The 18,246-nt window shown below is 60.9% G+C and carries 11 protein-coding genes; 8 read left to right on the top strand and 3 right to left on the bottom strand.

Annotated features, from left to right (window positions below; all coding sequences use genetic code 11):
* Positions 1-22: 22 nt before the first annotated feature.
* The 3 genes from CFBP1590_RS24150 to aceE form a co-directional block, all read right to left on the bottom strand.
* Entirely contained in the window at positions 23-2,716 is a 2,694-nt protein-coding gene (locus CFBP1590_RS24150; RefSeq protein ID WP_004888419.1) for a putative bifunctional diguanylate cyclase/phosphodiesterase, read from the bottom strand.
* Positions 2,717-3,332: 616 nt separating this feature from the next.
* Positions 3,333-4,979, bottom strand: a complete 1,647-nt coding sequence (gene aceF, locus CFBP1590_RS24145; RefSeq protein ID WP_043304957.1) for a dihydrolipoyllysine-residue acetyltransferase — start codon at positions 4,977-4,979, stop codon at positions 3,333-3,335.
* 142 nt (positions 4,980-5,121) lie between these two features.
* On the bottom strand, positions 5,122-7,767 hold the full coding sequence (gene aceE / locus CFBP1590_RS24140; RefSeq protein WP_029243044.1) for a pyruvate dehydrogenase (acetyl-transferring), homodimeric type: 2,646 nt from the start codon (positions 7,765-7,767) through the stop codon (positions 5,122-5,124).
* A 382-nt stretch (positions 7,768-8,149) separates the two neighbouring features.
* Between aceE and glnE the strand changes: the two genes are divergently transcribed.
* From glnE to CFBP1590_RS24100, 8 genes are all read left to right on the top strand, one after another.
* Complete coding sequence (glnE, locus tag CFBP1590_RS24135; protein ID WP_088236064.1) at positions 8,150-11,107, top strand: bifunctional [glutamate--ammonia ligase]-adenylyl-L-tyrosine phosphorylase/[glutamate--ammonia-ligase] adenylyltransferase; 2,958 nt, start codon at positions 8,150-8,152, stop codon at positions 11,105-11,107.
* Between the two features lie 128 nt (positions 11,108-11,235).
* Positions 11,236-12,270, top strand: coding sequence for a lipopolysaccharide heptosyltransferase II (waaF, locus tag CFBP1590_RS24130; protein ID WP_004883410.1), 1,035 nt, complete (start codon positions 11,236-11,238; stop codon positions 12,268-12,270).
* 2 nt (positions 12,271-12,272) lie between these two features.
* Positions 12,273-13,337, top strand: coding sequence for a lipopolysaccharide heptosyltransferase I (gene waaC / locus CFBP1590_RS24125; RefSeq protein WP_088236063.1), 1,065 nt, complete (start codon positions 12,273-12,275; stop codon positions 13,335-13,337).
* Positions 13,337-14,458 carry a glycosyltransferase family 4 protein gene (locus tag CFBP1590_RS24120; RefSeq protein WP_088236062.1) on the top strand — a complete coding sequence of 374 codons (1,122 nt, stop codon included), beginning with the start codon at positions 13,337-13,339 and terminating at the stop codon, positions 14,456-14,458. Before waaC ends, CFBP1590_RS24120 begins: the two co-directional genes overlap by 1 nt.
* Positions 14,458-15,264: a lipopolysaccharide core heptose(I) kinase RfaP gene (gene rfaP, locus CFBP1590_RS24115; RefSeq protein ID WP_029243040.1), complete on the top strand. Its 807-nt coding sequence runs from the start codon at positions 14,458-14,460 to the stop codon at positions 15,262-15,264. The genes CFBP1590_RS24120 and rfaP overlap by 1 nt, the downstream gene beginning before the upstream one ends.
* Positions 15,264-15,998, top strand: coding sequence for a lipopolysaccharide kinase InaA family protein (locus CFBP1590_RS24110; RefSeq protein ID WP_029243039.1), 735 nt, complete (start codon positions 15,264-15,266; stop codon positions 15,996-15,998). The genes rfaP and CFBP1590_RS24110 overlap by 1 nt, the downstream gene beginning before the upstream one ends.
* On the top strand, positions 15,995-16,774 hold the full coding sequence (locus CFBP1590_RS24105; protein ID WP_029243038.1) for a lipopolysaccharide kinase InaA family protein: 780 nt from the start codon (positions 15,995-15,997) through the stop codon (positions 16,772-16,774). Before CFBP1590_RS24110 ends, CFBP1590_RS24105 begins: the two co-directional genes overlap by 4 nt.
* Positions 16,774-18,219 (top strand): lipopolysaccharide kinase InaA family protein, encoded by a 1,446-nt coding sequence (locus tag CFBP1590_RS24100; protein ID WP_088236061.1) that lies wholly within the window; start codon positions 16,774-16,776, stop codon positions 18,217-18,219. Before CFBP1590_RS24105 ends, CFBP1590_RS24100 begins: the two co-directional genes overlap by 1 nt.
* Positions 18,220-18,246 lie beyond the last annotated feature (27 nt).

Here is an 18,246-nt window from a genome sequence, read left to right as displayed (position 1 = left end):
GGGCTGGGTGCAGGAAGAGGGATCAGGCCGACGGTCGGCGCGGGTAACGCTGCAGCTTCTCGATCAGCGCTTCGCCGGGGATCGGTCTGTCGAACAGATAACCCTGTCCGACGTCGCAGCGATGACGGCGCAGGAAAGCCAGTTGGGCGGCGGTTTCAATGCCTTCGGCGACCACCTTGAGCTTGAGGTTGTGCGCCATGGCGATGACCGCCGACGTGATTTCCATGTCGTCTTCGTCATCCGGAATATCGCGGATGAAGCTGCGATCGATCTTGATCACGTCGATGGGAAATTTCTTCAGATAACTGAAAGACGAGTAGCCGGTGCCGAAGTCATCCATGGCCAGCGACAGGCCCAGCTTCTTCAGCGAGTCCAGCTGCTGGCGCGTGTCTTCGGTGGCTTCCAGCAACAGGCCTTCGGTCAGCTCCAGTTCCAGCAGCGAGGCGTCCAGTTCTTCCTCCTTGAGGATCGAGGCAATCGAGGATACCAGCTCCGGATCGGAGAACTGTTTGGGCGAAACGTTGATGGCCACTTGCAGATTGCCGAAGCCCGCTGCGGTCAGGTCCTTGCTCATGCGGCAGGACTGGCGCGCGACCCACTTGCCGATCGGAATGATCAGGCCGGTTTCTTCCGCCACGCTGATGAACTGGTCGGGACGAATCATGCCTTTTTCAGGATGGTTCCAGCGCAGCAGCGCTTCCATACCGATCAGCCTGCCGGACAACAGGCACAGCTTGGGCTGATAGAACACTTCCAGCTCGTTCTGCGTCAGGGCGCGGCGCAGGTTGTTCTCGACGAACAGCTTGTAGCTGGCCTCGGCGTTGAGTGCTTCAGTGAACACCTGTACCTGATGTTTGCCGTTGGCCTTGGCTTTGTGCAGCGCCAGCCCCGCGTTCTTCATCAGGGTTTGCGGATCACGCCCATGCAGTGGCGCGCAGGCCAGGCCCACGGAGCCGGTGACGCTGATCAGCTGATTGTCGACGAACATCGGCTTGTCCAGCGTCGCCAGTACTTCGCTGGCGATGTTCTGACCCGCTTCCTGATCGGTGTTATCGAGCAGCACGGCAAACTCGTTACTGGCAAAACGCGCCAGGACGTCCGTCGGGCTCAAGGTGTTACGCAGGCGGCGTGCAAGGCTGATGAGCAGCTTGTCGCCGGTCTGGTGGCCGAGGCTGTCGTTGATGCGCTTGAAGTTGTCGATATCGACCAGCAGCAGGCTCATGGGCGTATCGGTGTCTCGGTCGAAGCGTTCGTCCAGATTGCGGATGAATGCGGGTCGGTTGCCCAGGTTGGTCAGGTTGTCGGTGTAGGCCAGGCGCTCGATGCGCTGCTGGGCCAGCTTGCTCTGGGTGATGTCTTCGTAAATGCCGATGTAATGCGTCAGTTCGCGGTTGTCGCCGTACACCTTGGAGATCGACAGCTGGCTCCAGTAGGGTTCCAGATTCTTGCGTCGGCTCTTGAACTCGCCCTGCCAGCTGTTGCTGGTGGTCAGGCTGGAGTTGGCTTCCAGCAGCAATTCGTTGAGGTTCTCCAACGCAGGCAATTCAGAGAGCTTGCGACCTGCGACCTCTTCGGAGCTGTATTGGGTGATGGCTGTGAAGCTTGGGTTGACGTACTCGACCACGCCGTCGCAGTTGACCAGCAGAAAGGCATTGGCGCTTTGCTCGACCGCCCGCTGGAACAAGTGCAATGCATTGGTCGCGGCGCGGCGGTTGAGGTTGTTGATGACCTGCGCGAACTGGTCGGCCAGCTCACCGGCAAAGGCGATCTCGTCGGACTGCCATTCACGCGTCGAGCCGGTCTGCTCAAGGCACAGCACACCCACCACCTGGCCGTCGATGCGGATACTGGCGTCCAGGGTGGCGTTGGTTTGCTGAGGACGGAGGCTCTCGGCCAGCTCACGCGTGCGCGGATCGGACTGAATGTTGAACGCATCAATCGCACGACTGGTGTGCAGTGCCTGCAGGTAGCTGGGGTACGGGCTGACATCAATGACTGCACGAGACCGGTAGTCGCCGGTCAGCCGGTGGTAATCGGCGATCGGCTCCATGCACTTGTCATTGAGGTTCCAGATACTGGCGCGATCGACATCGTAGATGACGCAGGCGCTTTTGGTGATCAGCTCTGCAGCTTCCAGCAGGGTATTGGTGGTGGTGTAGCGATGCCGCGTCAGGCGCAGGATCAGGTCTTGCTGGGCGCGGACGCGCTCCAGGTGAGCGTACTGATCACGCTGCGCGCGCTGGTTCAGTTCCAGGGCGATCTGCAGGCGTGAGTTGCGGGTTTCCAGGTCACTGTCGACCGCCACTTCGCCTTCTGCGAGTGCGTCTTCGACGATGAGGAAATAACCGCGCAACAAATGGCGATTGTGCTGCTTGTAAGCCTCACCGATTTCCAGAAGGCCAAGCGGGCCTCTGGGCGTGTGCAGTGTGTAGCGAATGCTGTAATTGTTGGATGTCGCCAGTTGCAGTTGCACCTCGTCATGCAACTGATAGCGCGCTTCTGGTTCCATCAGGCTGGCGTAGGGCGAGCCAATCAGGGCGCAGAGATCCACGGCAGGCAGGCCGAACTGTTTTTCACAGTTAGCGTCGAGGTACAACAGCGCCCAATTGGCTTCGTTAAGCCGCTCGAAACGCAGCATGCCCAGGCGCGAAGGCACAGGCAATTGCGTCACTACCTCGGCTGCGGATCTACCGGCAGCATCGGTCTGGCTCTTCATCAACAAATTCGCTTCCGGAATACTGATTGCGTTGGGCCAAAGGCCTGTTTCCGCGTATGGCAAGGTTGCATCATGCGGGCAATGCTTACAAGAGACCACGGTGGCTTAGTGCTATAAAAGTGTCGGCCGCAAGAGCCAGTTCTTCAGCGCAAATGGTCGGATAGGGGAAACGATTCAGTTTTGAGCGGAAAAAGGGGTATTTCTGCTGGGGCATGTCTGCGCAGAGAACTCATCGTTATACACAAATCGGCCTCGGCACTGATGATGATCGTTCCCACGCTCTGCGTGGGAATGCCTCTCAGGACGCTCCGCGTCCGCTCTCGAATGTGGCGCAGATGTGCCCCCAAGCTCCAGCGTTATCCACGTCATGCGCTCGGCTCACTGAATCCTCAGGCTGTGCCATTTGTGACGCGGAGCGTCACGGGAGGCATGCCCACGCGGAGCGATGGGCACGATCAGTGTTGAGGCAGACATGTGCACAACAACCGCCGCTCGTCACTGGTGACAACCAATCAGCAGGCAAAAAAAGCCCCGCTTGAAGGCGGGGTTGAGGTTCGAGCGTGGCAGCTCGTAAACACGTGCGGCAAGGCCCGCTGTGAGGCGGGCCTGCTCGGGCTTACAGCAGGATTGTGCGGATGTCCGCCAGCAATTCGCTCAAGCGCTTGGTGAAACGGGCAGCGGCCGCGCCGTTGATCACGCGGTGATCGTAGGACAGCGACAGAGGCAGCATCAGCTTTGGCTGGAAGGCTTTGCCGTCCCAGACAGGCTGGATGGTTGCCTTGGAAACACCCAGGATCGCCACTTCCGGTGCGTTGACGATTGGCGTGAAGCCAGTGCCGCCAATGTGACCGAGGCTGGAGATGGTGAAGCAGGCGCCCTGCATGTCGTTGGCGGTCAGCTTCTTGGTGCGTGCTTTCTCGGCCAGTGCAGCGGCTTCGGCAGCCAGTTGCAGCAGGCTCTTCTGGTCGACGTCGCGGATGACCGGGACCAGCAGGCCGTCCGGGGTGTCCACGGCGAAACCGATGTGCACGTACTTCTTGCGGATCACAGCCTTGCCGCTTGGTGCCAGCGAGGCATTGAAGTCAGGCAGCTCCTTGAGCAGGTGAGCGCAGGACTTGAGCAGCAGAGGCAGAACGGTCAGCTTGACGCCCGCCTTCTCGGCAGCGCCTTTCTGCGCGACGCGGAAAGCTTCCAGTTCGGTGATGTCGGCCTGGTCGAATTGCGTGACGTGCGGGATGTTCAGCCAGCTGCGGTGCAGACCGGTTGCGCCCAGTTGCATCAGGCGAGTCATCGGCACTTCTTCGATTTCGCCGAAGCGGCTGAAGTCGACTTCCGGGATCGGCTGGATGCCCATGCCGCCGCTTGCGCCGCCGGCTGGTGCGTCCTTGGCCTTCTGCATCATGGCCTTGACGTAAGCCTGAACGTCTTCCTTCAGCACGCGGCCGTGTGGGCCTGTGGCGCTGACGGCGTTCAGCTCGACGCCGAATTCGCGGGCCAGTTGACGAACCGCCGGGCCTGCATGGACCTTGGCGCCGTCTTTGGCCGGTGCAGCCGGTGCTGGCGCGGCTTCTGCCTTGGGAGCAGGTGCTGCGGCCGGAGCCGGTGCGGCTTCAGTCTTGGCCGGTGCGGCCGCCGGTGCGCTGGCTGCCGGAGCAGGAGCGGCGGCAGGGGCTGCGCCTTCGACTTTCAGTTTGAGGATCAGGTCGCCGGTGCCGACTTCCTGGTCCAGTTTGACTTCGATGCTTTCGACAACGCCCGCGGCTGGAGATGGAATCTCCATGCTGGCTTTATCGGATTCCAGGGTGATCAGCGATTGATCGGCCTGGATGCTGTCGCCGACCTTGACCATCAGTTCGATGATCTTGGCCTTGCCCGACGAGCCGATGTCCGGCACGTGGATGTCCTGTACCGAAGCGGCAGCGGCAGGCGCTGGTGCTGCGGCGGCGGGAGCCGGTGCGGCTTCAGCAGGTTTCTCGGCAGCAGCCGGAGCTGCAGCAGGTGCGGCCTCGGCCGGCGCGGCAGCCGCTTCGCCTTCGATTTCCAGCTCGAACAACTCGTCGCCTTCTTTCAGGCGGTCGCCCAGCTTGACCTTCATGGCCTTGATCACGCCCGCCTTGGGCGCCGGGATTTCCATGCTTGCCTTGTCGGACTCAAGCGTCAGAACGCTCTGGTCAGCTTCGATGCGATCACCGACCTTGACCATCAATTCAATGACTTCACCTTCACCGTTGCCGATGTCGGGTACGCGAATTAGCTCACTCACTCTGTATCTCCTTGGGAGAACCTGTTCACTCACGAATACGCTGGTTCAGTTACAGCAAAACAGCCTTGGATGCTCATTTACGCGAGGTAAATTCCGCATCTTCGGCTGTTCACGCCCTGATCAGCGCTCTTGAAGCAGACTCTTAGCAGTCCAGTGGATTGCGTTTTTCTGGATCGATGCCGAACTTTGCAATGGCTTCAGCCACGACTTTAGGTTCGATATCGCCGCGATCAGCCAAGGCTTCCAGGGCTGCCAGCACAACGAAGTGACGGTCGACTTCAAAGAAGTGACGCAGCTTCTTGCGGCTGTCGCTACGGCCGAAACCGTCGGTGCCCAGTACTTTGTATTCCTTGGTTGGAACCCACTGACGAATCTGGTCAGCGAACAGCTTCATGTAGTCGGTCGATGCGATGACCGGACCCTTGCGACCGTTCAGGCACTGCTCGACGTAGCTCAGCTCAGGCTTCTGACCTGGATGCAGGCGGTTGTTGCGCTCTACCGCCAGACCGTCGCGACGCAATTCGTTGAAGCTGGTTACGCTCCAGACGTCAGCGCCGATGTTGAACTCGTCACGCAGGATCTTCGCCGCTTCGCGAACTTCACGCAGGATGGTGCCCGAGCCCAGCAACTGGACGTGGTGCGCCGCTTCCTTGGTGTCTTCTTCAAGCAGGTACATGCCCTTGATGATGCCGTCTTCCACGCCGGCCGGCATGGCTGGCTGGGTGTAGGACTCGTTCATCACGGTCAGGTAGTAGAAAACGTCCTGTTGTTCTTCGAACATCAGGCGCATGCCTTCACGAATGATCACAGCCAGCTCGTAACCGTAGGTCGGGTCGAAGGTGCGGCAGTTCGGGATGGTCGACGCCAGGATGTGGCTGTGACCGTCTTCGTGCTGCAGGCCTTCGCCGTTCAGCGTGGTACGACCGGCGGTGCCGCCGACCAGGAAGCCACGGGTGCGGCTGTCGCCAGCGGCCCAGGCCAGGTCGCCGATACGCTGGAAACCGAACATCGAGTAGAAGATGTAAAACGGAATCATCGGCTGGTTGTGGCTGCTGTACGAGGTACCTGCAGCGATGAAGGAGGACATGGCGCCCGCTTCGTTGATGCCTTCCTCGAGGATCTGACCCTTCTTGTCCTCGCGGTAGAACATCACCTGCTCTTTATCGACTGGCTCGTAGAGCTGGCCGACGGAGGAATAGATGCCCAGCTGGCGGAACATGCCTTCCATACCGAAGGTACGGGCTTCGTCCGGGATGATCGGCACGATACGCTGGCCGATTTCCTTGTCCTTGACCAGTTGGGTCAGGATGCGCACGAACGCCATGGTGGTGGAGATTTCGCGGTCGCCCGAACCGTCAAGGATGGCCTTGAGGGTTTCCAGCGGCGGCGTCGGCAGGTTGAAGCTCTGTGCGCGACGCTGTGGCACGAAACCGCCCAGTGCGGCACGGCGCTCGCTCAGGTAACGGGCTTCGGCGCTGCCTTCTTCCGGCTTGTAGAACGGCAGGGCTTCGAGTTCGGAGTCCTTGACCGGGATGTCGAAACGGTCACGGAAGTGACGCAGGCTGTCGACATCGACCTTCTTGGTGTTGTGCGCAGTGTTTTTCGCTTCACCGGCGCCGGTGCCATAACCCTTGATGGTCTTGGCCAGAACCACGGTCGGTTGACCCTTGTGGTTGACGGCTTCGTGATAGGCCGCGTAGACCTTGTACGGGTCGTGACCACCACGATTGAGTTTCCAGATCTCGTCGTCGGACAGATCGGCAACCATCGCCTTGAGTTCAGGCGAGTTGAAGAAGTGCTCACGGACGAACGCGCCGTCCTTGGCCTTGTAGTTCTGGTATTCGCCGTCGATGACTTCGTCCATACGACGTTGCAGGATGCCGTCGACGTCCTTGGCCAGCAGTGGGTCCCAGAAACGGCCCCAGATGACTTTGGTGACGTTCCACTGAGCACCACGGAACACGCCTTCCAGTTCCTGGATGATCTTGGCGTTGCCGCGAACCGGACCGTCCAGACGCTGCAGGTTGCAGTTCACGACGAAGATCAGGTTGTCCAGCTTCTCGCGACCGGCCAGGGCGATGGCGCCCAGGGATTCCGGCTCGTCGGTCTCGCCGTCGCCCAGGAAGCACCAGACTTTCTGCTTGCCTTCCGGGATGAAGCCGCGGTGTTCCAGGTACTTCATGAAGCGTGCCTGGTAGATCGCCTGGATCGGGCCAAGGCCCATGGATACAGTCGGGAACTGCCAGAAATCTTTCATCAGCCACGGGTGTGGATAAGACGACAGGCCATTGCCGTCGACTTCCTGACGGAAATTGTTCATCTGCTCTTCGGTGATGCGGCCTTCCATGAACGCACGGGCGTAGACGCCTGGCGATGCGTGACCCTGGAAGTAGATCAGGTCGCCGCCGTGTTCTTCGGTCGGGGCCTGGAAGAAGTAGTTGAAGCCGATGTCATACAGCGTGGCACTGGAGGCGAAGCTCGAAATGTGACCGCCCAGATCCGGGTCGTTCAGGTTGGTTTTGACAACCATGGCCAACGCGTTCCAGCGCACCAGCGAGCGAATGCGGCGTTCCATGAACAGGTCGCCAGGCATGCGTGCTTCGTGGGTGACAGGAATCGTATTGCGGTAAGGCGTGGTGATGGCGTAAGGCAGCTGCGAACCACTGCGGGTGGCGAGTTCGCCCAGACGGGTCATCAGGTAATGAGCACGGTCTTCGCCTTCTTTGTCGAGAACCGATTCCAGGGCGTCCAGCCATTCCTGGGTTTCGACGGGATCGAGGTCTTGCATGGCTTGCTCCAGGGCGGAAAGGCTTCCAGAATCGGTTGCCTGAGTTTGCGACTGGCCTTGTGGGCAGACGACATAAATTCTTGGATTACCGGAGGTTGGCCCGGCGGCGTGTAGTTTTACTACAAATCGACGACTATTTCAGCCCTCCGAGTTACGTAGCCAGTAGTAAAACTACAGAGAAGCGACCAAATCGCTCCTGTTGTGTTGTGAGATAAAACGTTACTGTTGATGTGTTTCGAATGTGTTGCGGTAAAAAGTCGGAATTTTATGCTTCTAAAACGATTTTTCCAGCAATTTATAACCTTTGTTCGACAAGCGGCAGTGGCAGGTCAATCTCGCAGTCATGGCAGGTAGCCCGTTGCACGCCGATCAAGGATAGACCATGAGCCTACCTTTACTGGCCGATTTTCCGGCCATCCTGCTGCCATTGATTACCCGTGCACAACAGACTTTTCGTACAGCGCTCGCTGATTTATCTGCCGAAGCACTGACTTCTTTCGAGGCCTGGCCCGAGTCGCGTCGCCTGGCGTTCGACCTGGTCTGCGCAGCCAGCGACTTCGTCACCGAGCAGATCAGCCGGGATCCGAACATGCTGTTGGACATGGCCGATTCGGGCGAACTGGAGCGTAGCTTCTCGGCAGGCGAGCTGCGCGGGCAAATCGCCGACGCATTGAGCACCGCGACCACTGACGATGAGTTGGGGCGTAATCTACGTCGCCAACGCATGCGGCATCAAGTGCGGATTATCTGGCGGGACCTGACGCGTCAGGCAGACCTGATCGAGACCTGCCGCGACCTGTCGGACATGGCCGATGCCTGCATCGACCTGGCCTGTCACTGGCTGCACGAGCGTCTCTGCCAGCAGTTCGGTACGCCCACCGGGCGTCGCACGGGGCTGCCGCAGCAGATGGTGATTCTGGGCATGGGCAAGCTGGGCGCGGTCGAACTGAACCTGTCGTCCGACATCGATCTGATCTTCGGCTACCCGGAAGGCGGCGAGACAGTCGGCGTCAAACGCCCGCTCGACAATCAGGAGTTCTTCATTCGTCTGGGGCAGCGGCTGATCAAGGCGCTGGACCCGGTGACCGTCGATGGCTTTGTGTTTCGCGTCGACATGCGCCTGCGGCCTTACGGTTCATCCGGGGCGCTGGTGCTCAGCTTCAATGCGCTGGAGCAGTATTACCAGGATCAGGGCCGCGACTGGGAGCGTTACGCGATGATCAAGGCCCGTGTGGTGGGCGGCGATCAGAAGGCGGGCGCCGAGCTGCTGGAAATGCTGCGTCCGTTTGTCTATCGCCGTTATCTGGATTTCTCGGCCATCGAAGCGCTGCGCACCATGAAGCAGCTCATTCAGCAGGAAGTGAAGCGCAAGGGCATGGCCGAGAACATCAAGCTCGGCGCGGGCGGCATTCGGGAAGTCGAGTTCATCGCCCAGGCCTTTCAACTGATCCATGGCGGTCGCGACCTGAGCCTTCAGCAACGCCCGTTGTTCAAGGTCCTGAAGACCCTCGAAGGCCAAGGCTATCTGCCCAGCGCCGTGACCGAAGAATTGCGTGAGGGTTATGAATTCCTGCGCTACACCGAACATGCGATTCAGGCGATTGCCGACCGGCAGACCCAGATGCTGCCGGACAACGAGCAGGATCAGGCGCGCATCGCGCTGATGATGGGCTTTTCGGACTGGGCGAGCTTTCACGAACGACTGATGTACTGGCGCGGCCGGGTATCGTGGCATTTCCGTCAGGTCATTGCCGACCCGGATTCCGACCCTGATGACGAGCAGGAGGACGACAGCGAAGTGATCGTCGGTGGCGAGTGGCTGCCATTGTGGGAAGAATCCCAGGACGAAGAGGCCGCCAGTCGCCAGCTTTCTCAGGCCGGTTTCGTCAACGCCGAAACGGCCATCAAGCATCTGGCGAACCTGCGTAGCAGTCCGCACCTGCGTTCGATGCAGCGCCTCAGTCGCGAACGTCTGGACGCCTTTATTCCGCGCCTGCTGGCGCAGGCGGTGGAGCACGCTAAACCTGATCTGGTGCTTGAGCGCGTGTTGCCGCTGGTGGAAGCGGTGGCCCGGCGTTCGGCCTATCTGGTGCTGCTCACCGAGAACCCCGATGCATTGCGCCGCCTGCTGACCCTGTGCGCAGCCAGTCCCTGGATCGCCGAGCAGATTGCCCGCTTCCCGCTGCTGCTCGATGAGTTGCTCAATGAGGGCCGTCTGTTCAATCCGCCACTGGCGCCTGAACTGGCCGCCGAACTGCGCGAACGGTTGATCCGCATTCCCGAGGATGACCTTGAGCAGCAAATGGAAGCGCTGCGGCACTTCAAGCTGGCCCACAGCCTGCGGGTGGCGGCGTCGGAAATCACCGGCAGCCTGCCATTGATGAAAGTCAGCGACTACCTGACCTGGCTGGCCGAGGCGATACTCGAGCAGGTACTGGCGCTGGCCTGGCGTCACAGTGTGGCGCGACACGGCACGCCGTCGCGGCCTGACGGCACGTTATGCGATCCGGGTTTCGTGATTGTCGGGTACGGCAAGGTGGGCGGCATCGAACTGGGTCATGGGTCCGATCTCGACCTTGTGTTCATTCACGACGGCGACCCGCAGACCGAAACCGACGGTGCCAGACCGATCGACAGCGCGCAGTTCTTTACCCGGCTGGGGCAACGGATCATTCACCTGCTGACCACTCAGACCAACTCCGGCCAGTTGTATGACGTCGACATGCGGCTGCGTCCGTCCGGCGCCTCGGGGTTGCTGGTCAGTTCGCTGGGCGCTTTCTCGCGTTATCAGGACAAGGAAGCCTGGACCTGGGAGCATCAGGCGCTGGTCCGCGCCCGCGTCCTGACCGGCAGCCCCGATGTGGGCCGCGAAGTCGAGAAGGTGCGCGCCGACGTGCTGGGTCGCGAGCGCGATCTGGACAAGCTGCGCGCCGAAGTCAGCGAGATGCGCGCCAAGATGCGTGACAACCTCGGCAGCCGTCTGACGGCGGCGGGCAGGGGAGCCAATGCCTTCGAGTCCTCCATGCCGTTCGACCTCAAGCAGGATGCCGGAGGTATCGTCGATATCGAATTTATGGTGCAATACGCGGCCTTGGCGTGGTCCAGAGAGCATCCGGGGCTGCTGCAATACACCGATAACATTCGTATTCTCGAAGGGCTGGAAGAGGCCGGGTTGTTGCCCGATGCCGATGCCAGCCTGTTGCGCGAAGCCTACAAGGCGTACCGTTCGGCGGCGCACCGGCAGGCGTTGCAGAAGCAAGCGGGTGTGGTCAGCGGCGATCAGTTTCATTGCGAACGGCGTGAAGTGATGCGGATCTGGGCGCAGATGGGTTTGAGCTGAACGGACGACATGCCGTTCGTTCACAACAAGACTATATAAAGCTATGACAGGGAGGCGACAGGTTGTGTGGGAACGTCACGCAGTCTGATCGGCCTCCCTGATCGTTTCCGGTCGTTTTTGGATGAAACATGAATATTCTGATCGTTGGGCCTAGCTGGGTCGGTGACATGGTGATGGCGCAAACGCTGTTCCAGTGCCTGAAACAGCGTCATCCCGAGTGCCAGATCGATGTGTTGGCACCTGAGTGGAGTCGTCCGCTGCTGGAGCGCATGCCCGAAGTGCGCGCTGCGCTCAGCTTTCCCCTCGGCCATGGCGCTCTGGAGCTGGCTACGCGCCGTCGCATCGGCAAGTCCCTGGCCGGTCAGTACGATCAGGCGATTCTGCTGCCCAATTCGCTGAAATCCGCGCTGGTGCCTTTTTTCGCAGGCATCAAACAGCGTACCGGCTGGCGTGGCGAGTTCCGCTATGGGCTGCTCAACGATGTACGCACTCTGGATAAAGAACGTTATCCGCTGATGATCGAGCGCTTCATGGCGCTGGCCTACGACAAGAACGCGGAATTGCCCCGGCCTTACCCCAAGCCAAGCCTGCAGATCGATTCGGCAACCCGCGATGCGGCGCTGGCCAAGTTCGGGCTGACGCTGGACCGTCCGGTGCTGGCGCTGTGCCCTGGTGCCGAGTTCGGCGAGTCCAAGCGCTGGCCCGCAGAGCACTACGCGCAGGTCGCCGATGCGCGAATCCGCGAAGGCTGGCAGGTCTGGCTGTTCGGCTCGCAGAAGGATCATCCGGTCGGCGAGACCATCCGCGAGAACCTGATTCCCGGTCTGCGTGAAGAGTCCGTCAACCTGAGCGGGCAGACCTCGCTGGCCGAAGCCATCGATCTGCTGTCGTGTGCCGACTCGGTCGTCTCCAACGATTCCGGTCTGATGCACGTTGCGGCGGCGCTGAATCGTCCGCTGGTAGCCGTGTATGGCTCGACATCGCCAGCGTTTACTCCGCCGCTGGCCGACGAAGTCGAGGTTGTCCAGTTGGGCATCGAGTGCAGCCCATGCTTTGACCGCACTTGCCGTTTCGGCCATTACAACTGCATGCGCCTGCTTGAGCCGGGCGCAGTGATTCAGGCGCTGGGCCGCCTGGACAGCACTCCGGTAGAGGTCGTCTGACGTTGCGGGTATTGCTGATCAAGACGTCTTCGCTGGGTGATGTGATCCATGCCTTGCCCGCGCTGACCGACGCGGCCCGTGCGCTGCCTGGCATCCGCTTCGACTGGGTTGTGGAAGAAGGCTTTGCCGAGATTCCGGCCTGGCATCCGGCTGTCGATACGGTGATCCCGGTGGCGATCCGCCGCTGGCGCAAGAACCTGTGGCAGACCTTCAGAAACGGTGAGTGGCGTGGCTTTAAGGCCCTTTTGCGCGAGCAGCGTTATGACCTGGTGATCGACGCTCAGGGGCTGTTCAAAAGCGCCTGTCTGACCCGCTATGTCGATGCGCCGGTGGCCGGTCTCGACCGGGACTCCGCACGCGAGCCGGTCGCCAGCCGTTTCTATGACAAGCGCTACCCGGTGGCACGCGGACAGCACGCGGTCGAGCGTTTGCGCCAGCTGTTCGCGCAGGCGCTGGGCTACAGCGTGCCGGTCGGGATCGGTGACTACGGGCTGAATAAACCGACCGCTCAGGATGACGCGCCGCAGGCACCCTTTGTGCTGTTTCTGCACGGCACCACTTGGGACACCAAGCACTGGCCGGAGCTGTACTGGCGACAGCTGGCGGAGCGGATGGCCGCTCAAGGCCTGCAAGTGCGCCTGCCGTGGGGCAATCCGGCTGAAAAGGCCCGTGCCGAGCGTATCGCCGACGGGCTGGACGCGGCGCAGGTGCTGCCCAAATTGAATCTTGCAGGCGTGGCGCGGGTGCTGGCTCAGGCGCAGGCCTGCGTGGCGGTGGACACCGGTATCGGTCATCTGGCCGCCGCGCTGGATGTGCCGACTGTTTCGCTGTTCGGACCGACCAACCCGGTGCTGACTGGAGCCTATGGCAAATCGCAGGTGCATCTGGCCGCCGATTACCCAAGCTGCGCGCCGTGCCTGCAAAAGAAATGCACATACCAGCCGACCGCTGACGATCAGCGCCGGTTTGACCTTAAACGCGAGTGGCCACCGTGCTTCACTCGCCTGAATCCCGAGCGAGTAGCGAGCCAACTGGGCGCGCTGTTGCTGGCAAAGGAACCTGGCTGATGCAACTGGCTTTCGTCCTGTACAAATACTTTCCGTTCGGCGGACTGCAGCGCGACTTCATGCGCATCGCGCTGGAGTGCCAGAAGCGCGGTCATCAGATTCGCGTCTACACCCTGATCTGGGAAGGCGACGTGCCTCCCGGCTTCGAGGTGCTGGTCGCGCCGGTCAAAGCCTTTTTCAACCATCGCCGCAATGAAAAGCTCAGCGCGTGGATGGAGGCGGATCTGGCCAAACGCCCGGTGGACCGCCTGATCGGCTTCAACAAGATGCCAGGTCTGGACGTTTACTACGCGGCAGATGGCTGCTTCGAGGACAAGGCGCAGAACCTGCGCAGTCCGCTGTATCGCAAGTGGGGCCGCTACCGCCACTTTGCCGACTATGAGCGTGCTGTTTTCGCCAGGGACGCCAAGACCCAGGTCCTGATGATTTCCGAGGTTCAGCAGCCGCTGTTCATCAAGCATTACGACACGCCGCTGTCACGTTTCCATCTGTTGCCGCCCGGCATTTCCCCGGATCGGCGGGCGCCCCCTGAAGCACCGGAGATTCGTTCAGGCTTCAGGCAGGAGTTCGGTCTTGCTGAAAATGACTTGTTATTGGTGCAGATCGGCTCAGGTTTCAAGACGAAAGGCGTAGATCGCAGCCTCAAAGCCCTGGCGGCACTGCCGACCGACCTGAAGAAACGCACGCGGCTGTTTGTAATCGGCCAGGACGACCCCAAGGTATTCCAACTGCAAAGCGCTGCATTGGGACTGGGCGATCAAGTGACCTTCATGAAAGGTCGCAGTGACATTCCACGTTTCCTGATGGGCGCTGACGTTCTGATTCATCCGGCCTACAACGAGAACACCGGCACCGTGCTGCTTGAAGCGCTGGTGGCGGGTTTGCCCGTTCTGGTCAGCGCCGTGTGTGGCTATGCCCATTACATCGCCGAAGCCGACTGCGGTCTGGTGCTGGATGAGCCGTTCGAACAGGCGCAGCTCAATCGTTATCTGGCAGACATGCTCAAGGACGATACGGCGCGCAGCAACTGGGGCCGAAACGGCCTGGCGTTCGCTGACACGGCGGACCTTTACAGCATGCCGCAGCACGCTGCCGATGTGATTCTGGCGGAGCACTATTGATGAAGCTGTTCCTTGCTGAACCGTTCAAAAGCCTGTGGGCCGGGCGCGATGCGTTCGCCGAGGTCGAGGCCTTGAGCGGTGAGGTGTATCGCGAGCTCGAAGGTCGCCGGACACTGCGCACCGAAGTCGACGGGCGCGGCTATTTCGTGAAGATCCATCGCGGTATCGGCTGGGGCGAAATCGCCAAGAACCTGGTGACCGCCAAGTTGCCGGTGCTGGGCGCAGGCAAGGAGTGGGACGCCATCGAGCGGCTGCATGAAGTCGGCGTACCGACCATGACCGCCGTGGCCTATGGCGAGCGCGGCAACAATCCGGCCGCGCAGCACTCGTTCATCGTGACCGAAGAGCTGGCACCCACCACCAGCCTTGAAGACGTCAGCATCAACTGGCGCAACGAGCCGCCCGAGCCGCGCCTCAAGCGGGCGTACATCGCCGAGGTCGCGCGACTGGTCGGGATGATGCACCGCGCCGGGGTCAACCACCGCGACTGTTACATCTGCCATTTTCTGTTGCACACCGACAAGCCTGTCACGGCCGACGACTTCAGGCTGTCGGTCATCGACCTGCACCGCGCCCAGACCCGTCGGGCGATCACCCCGCGCTGGCGCAACAAGGACCTGGCGGCGCTGTATTTCTCGGCGCTGGACATCGGTCTGACGCGTCGCGACAAACTGCGCTTTCTCAAAGGCTACTTTCAGAAGCCGTTGCGGGAAATACTGGTCAGGGAAGCGAAGCTGCTCGGCTGGCTGGAGACAAAGGCCGACAAGCTTTATCAGCGTAAATTGCGATACGGGGATGCGCTCTGATGGCGGGTTGGAACCTGGAGCCTGCGTACGCGTTTCTGGCTGAAGACTTCGGCGACCTGGACGCTGTGTTTGCCTTGCAGGGTGAACGCCTGACCCGTGACCCGCTGTCCGAGGTGATTCGGGTTCAGCGCGCCGGGGTCAATTACTACGTCAAACGCTACGTGGGCGCTGGCAAAGGCCTGCGACGTTATCTGGGGCGGCCTCGGGTCAAGTCCGAGTGGCAGAACCTCAAGCGTTTCGCCAAGTGGGGCATTCCTACGGCTGAAGTGGTGGCCTGGGGGCTCGAGCGCAACGGCGCAGCGTATGACCGTGGTGCGTTGATCACCCGCGAACTGCCCAATACCGAAGACATGTCTGCCCTGGCGCAGCGCAAGGATCCGCTGTTGTCCGACAGGCAATGGGTGGATGGTATCAGCCGTCAACTTGCGTCCTACACGCGGATCATGCACGACCATCACTTCACCCATAACGACCTGAAGTGGCGCAACCTGCTGGTGGACGATCAGGCCCGGCTGTTCTTCATCGATTGCCCCAACGGGGCCTTCTGGTGGAGCTTCATGCTGCGCTACCGGATCACCAAGGACCTGGCGTGCCTGGACAAGGTCGCCAAGTACCACCTGTCCGCCACCCAGCGGCTGCGCTTTTACCTGCAATACCGTCAGCGTGCGCGTCTGAACGCCTCCGACAAAAAGCGTATCCGTCATGTCGTCAGCTTTTTCGAGGGGCGCGAATGAGCGTGTTTATTGCCAGTGCCGACCGGCCCCTGCTGGAGCGCCACGGCCTGACCGATTTCGAGTCGCTGTGGAAGCTGAAGCTGGACGCAGTCGATGAGCCCAATACCGGACGAGGCGGCTGGAGCAGCGTGTTCCGGCTGGATCTGGACGGCCAGGGTTTTTACCTCAAGCGCCAGAGCAATTACCTGACCCACACGTTGCATCATCCGTTTGGCGAACCGTCGTTTTCCCGTGAGTTTCGTAACATCAGCCGTTACCAGAAGCTGGGTATCCCGGCCTTGCAGGCGGCGGTTTACGGCGAGAGCAGGGTCGATGGCGAACGTCGGGCGATTCTGATGACGCGCGCGCTGGACGGCTGGACCGATCTGGATGAACTGCTACAGGGTTGGACGGAACTGGGCGGCGCCGCGCGATCAGCTATTCTCAAGGCTTGTGGGCTGTTGGCGCGCACGCTGCACGGCGCGGGGCAGATCCATGGGTGTTTCTATCCCAAGCATATTTTTCTGCGGACCGATCAGGCGGGCTGTCAGGCGCAACTGATCGATCTGGAAAAGACCCGGCCGGTGATCTTTGGCCGGCGTGACCGGGTCAAGGATCTGGAACCGCTGTTGCGCCGTGCGCGTATGTGGACAGAAGCCGATCAGCGCGAACTGCTGGCCGCCTACCTGCAGGCCGGTCCCGACAGCGAACAGGTCAATGCCTGGCGTGCGCGCCTCGGGCAGCGAGGCCAGCACAAGCGTGACCTTCAACACCGTGACCAGAAAGAGACCCGTTGATGCGTTTGTCCGATCTCAAGAACGCCGGGCGCAAGCCTGAGCTGCCGATGAGCCTGACCTTGGCCGATGCCGCAGGCAGCGCCGAACTACAACTGCTGACCCTGCTGCGTGTATTGCCCGGTCAGCGCTACGTGGGAGCGGGTGTCTGGCGTGGTCGCACGGTGCTGGCCAAACTGCTGGTCGGCAGCAAGGCCGCCCGGCATTTTCAGCGTGAACTGAGCGGCGTACGGCTGTTGGCCGAGCAGGGCGTGACGACGCCTTTGCTGCTGGCCGACGGTCTGCAGGAAGGCGAGGGCGGCTGGCTGTTGTTCGAGTTTCTTGAGAACGCGCCAAGCCTGGGCGACGCCTGGAATGCCGTGCAGCACCAACCGCCGCTGACCGATGAGCAACAGACCGTGCTTGGCGAAGCGCTCTCGGCGATTGCCCTGCTGCACGCCAAAGGCCTGTGGCAGGAAGACCTGCATCTGGACAACCTGCTGCGCCATGACGGCAAGCTGTACATGATCGACGGCGCAGGCATTCGTGCCGAGCAGGCCGGACAGCCGTTGTCACGTCAGAAAGTGCTGGAAAACCTCGGCGTATTCTTTGCCCAGTTGCCCCGGGCTTTCGAGCCGTTCACCGAAGAGTTACTGGTGCATTACCTGTTGAGCAACGCCGAGCATGGCTTGCCGATGGAAGCGCTGCAGAAGCAGATCGACAAGATACGCAACTGGCGTCTGAAGGACTTTCTCGACAAGACCGGTCGCGATTGCAGCCTGTTCAGCGTCAAGGACAGTGCTTCGGTGTTTCAGGCGATTCGTCGTGAAGAAGAGGCGGCAATGCTGCCGGTACTGGATCAGGCCGATGCCTTGCTCGATGACGGGCATCTGTACAAGACCGGCGGCGCCGCCAGTGTCGGGCGTGTCGAAGTTGGCGGCCGTGCACTGGTCATCAAACGCTACAACATCAAGAATTTCAGCCACTGGCTCAAGCGCTTCTGGCGCCCGAGCCGGGCCTGGCATTCATGGCGCGAAGCCAACCGGCTGGCGTTTCTGGGCATCGCGACGCCCAAACCTCTGGCGGTGCGCGAAGAGCGCGTGCTGGGTATGCGCAGCAAAGCCTATCTGATTACCGAGTTCCTGCCGGGTCCGGACATCATCGAGCGTTTTGCGCCCTATGTTGAAACCGGCGATGTGCCCGAGGCCGAGTTGCAGGCGCTCGATACGCTGTTCGCGCAATTGATTCGCGAGCGCATCAGTCATGGTGATTTCAAGGGTCATAACGTGTTCTGGCAGGAAGACCGCTGGGCGCTGATCGACCTGGATGCCATGCAGCAACACAGCTCTCAGGCGTCGTTTATTGCAGCTTTTGCCCGTGATCGCGCACGCTTCATGCGCAACTGGCCGGAGCAAAGTGCGCTGCACCGGAAGCTGGAGCAGCGCTTGCCGACGGGCGAGACGGCCTGAGTCGTCCCGCCCTTCGGATGATTCGCG

It is taken from the genome of Pseudomonas viridiflava (assembly GCF_900184295.1).
GTDB lineage: Bacteria > Pseudomonadota > Gammaproteobacteria > Pseudomonadales > Pseudomonadaceae > Aquipseudomonas > Aquipseudomonas viridiflava.
The sequence above is the reverse complement of the archived record's forward strand: the minus strand, read 5'-3'. Positions and strand labels throughout refer to the sequence as shown.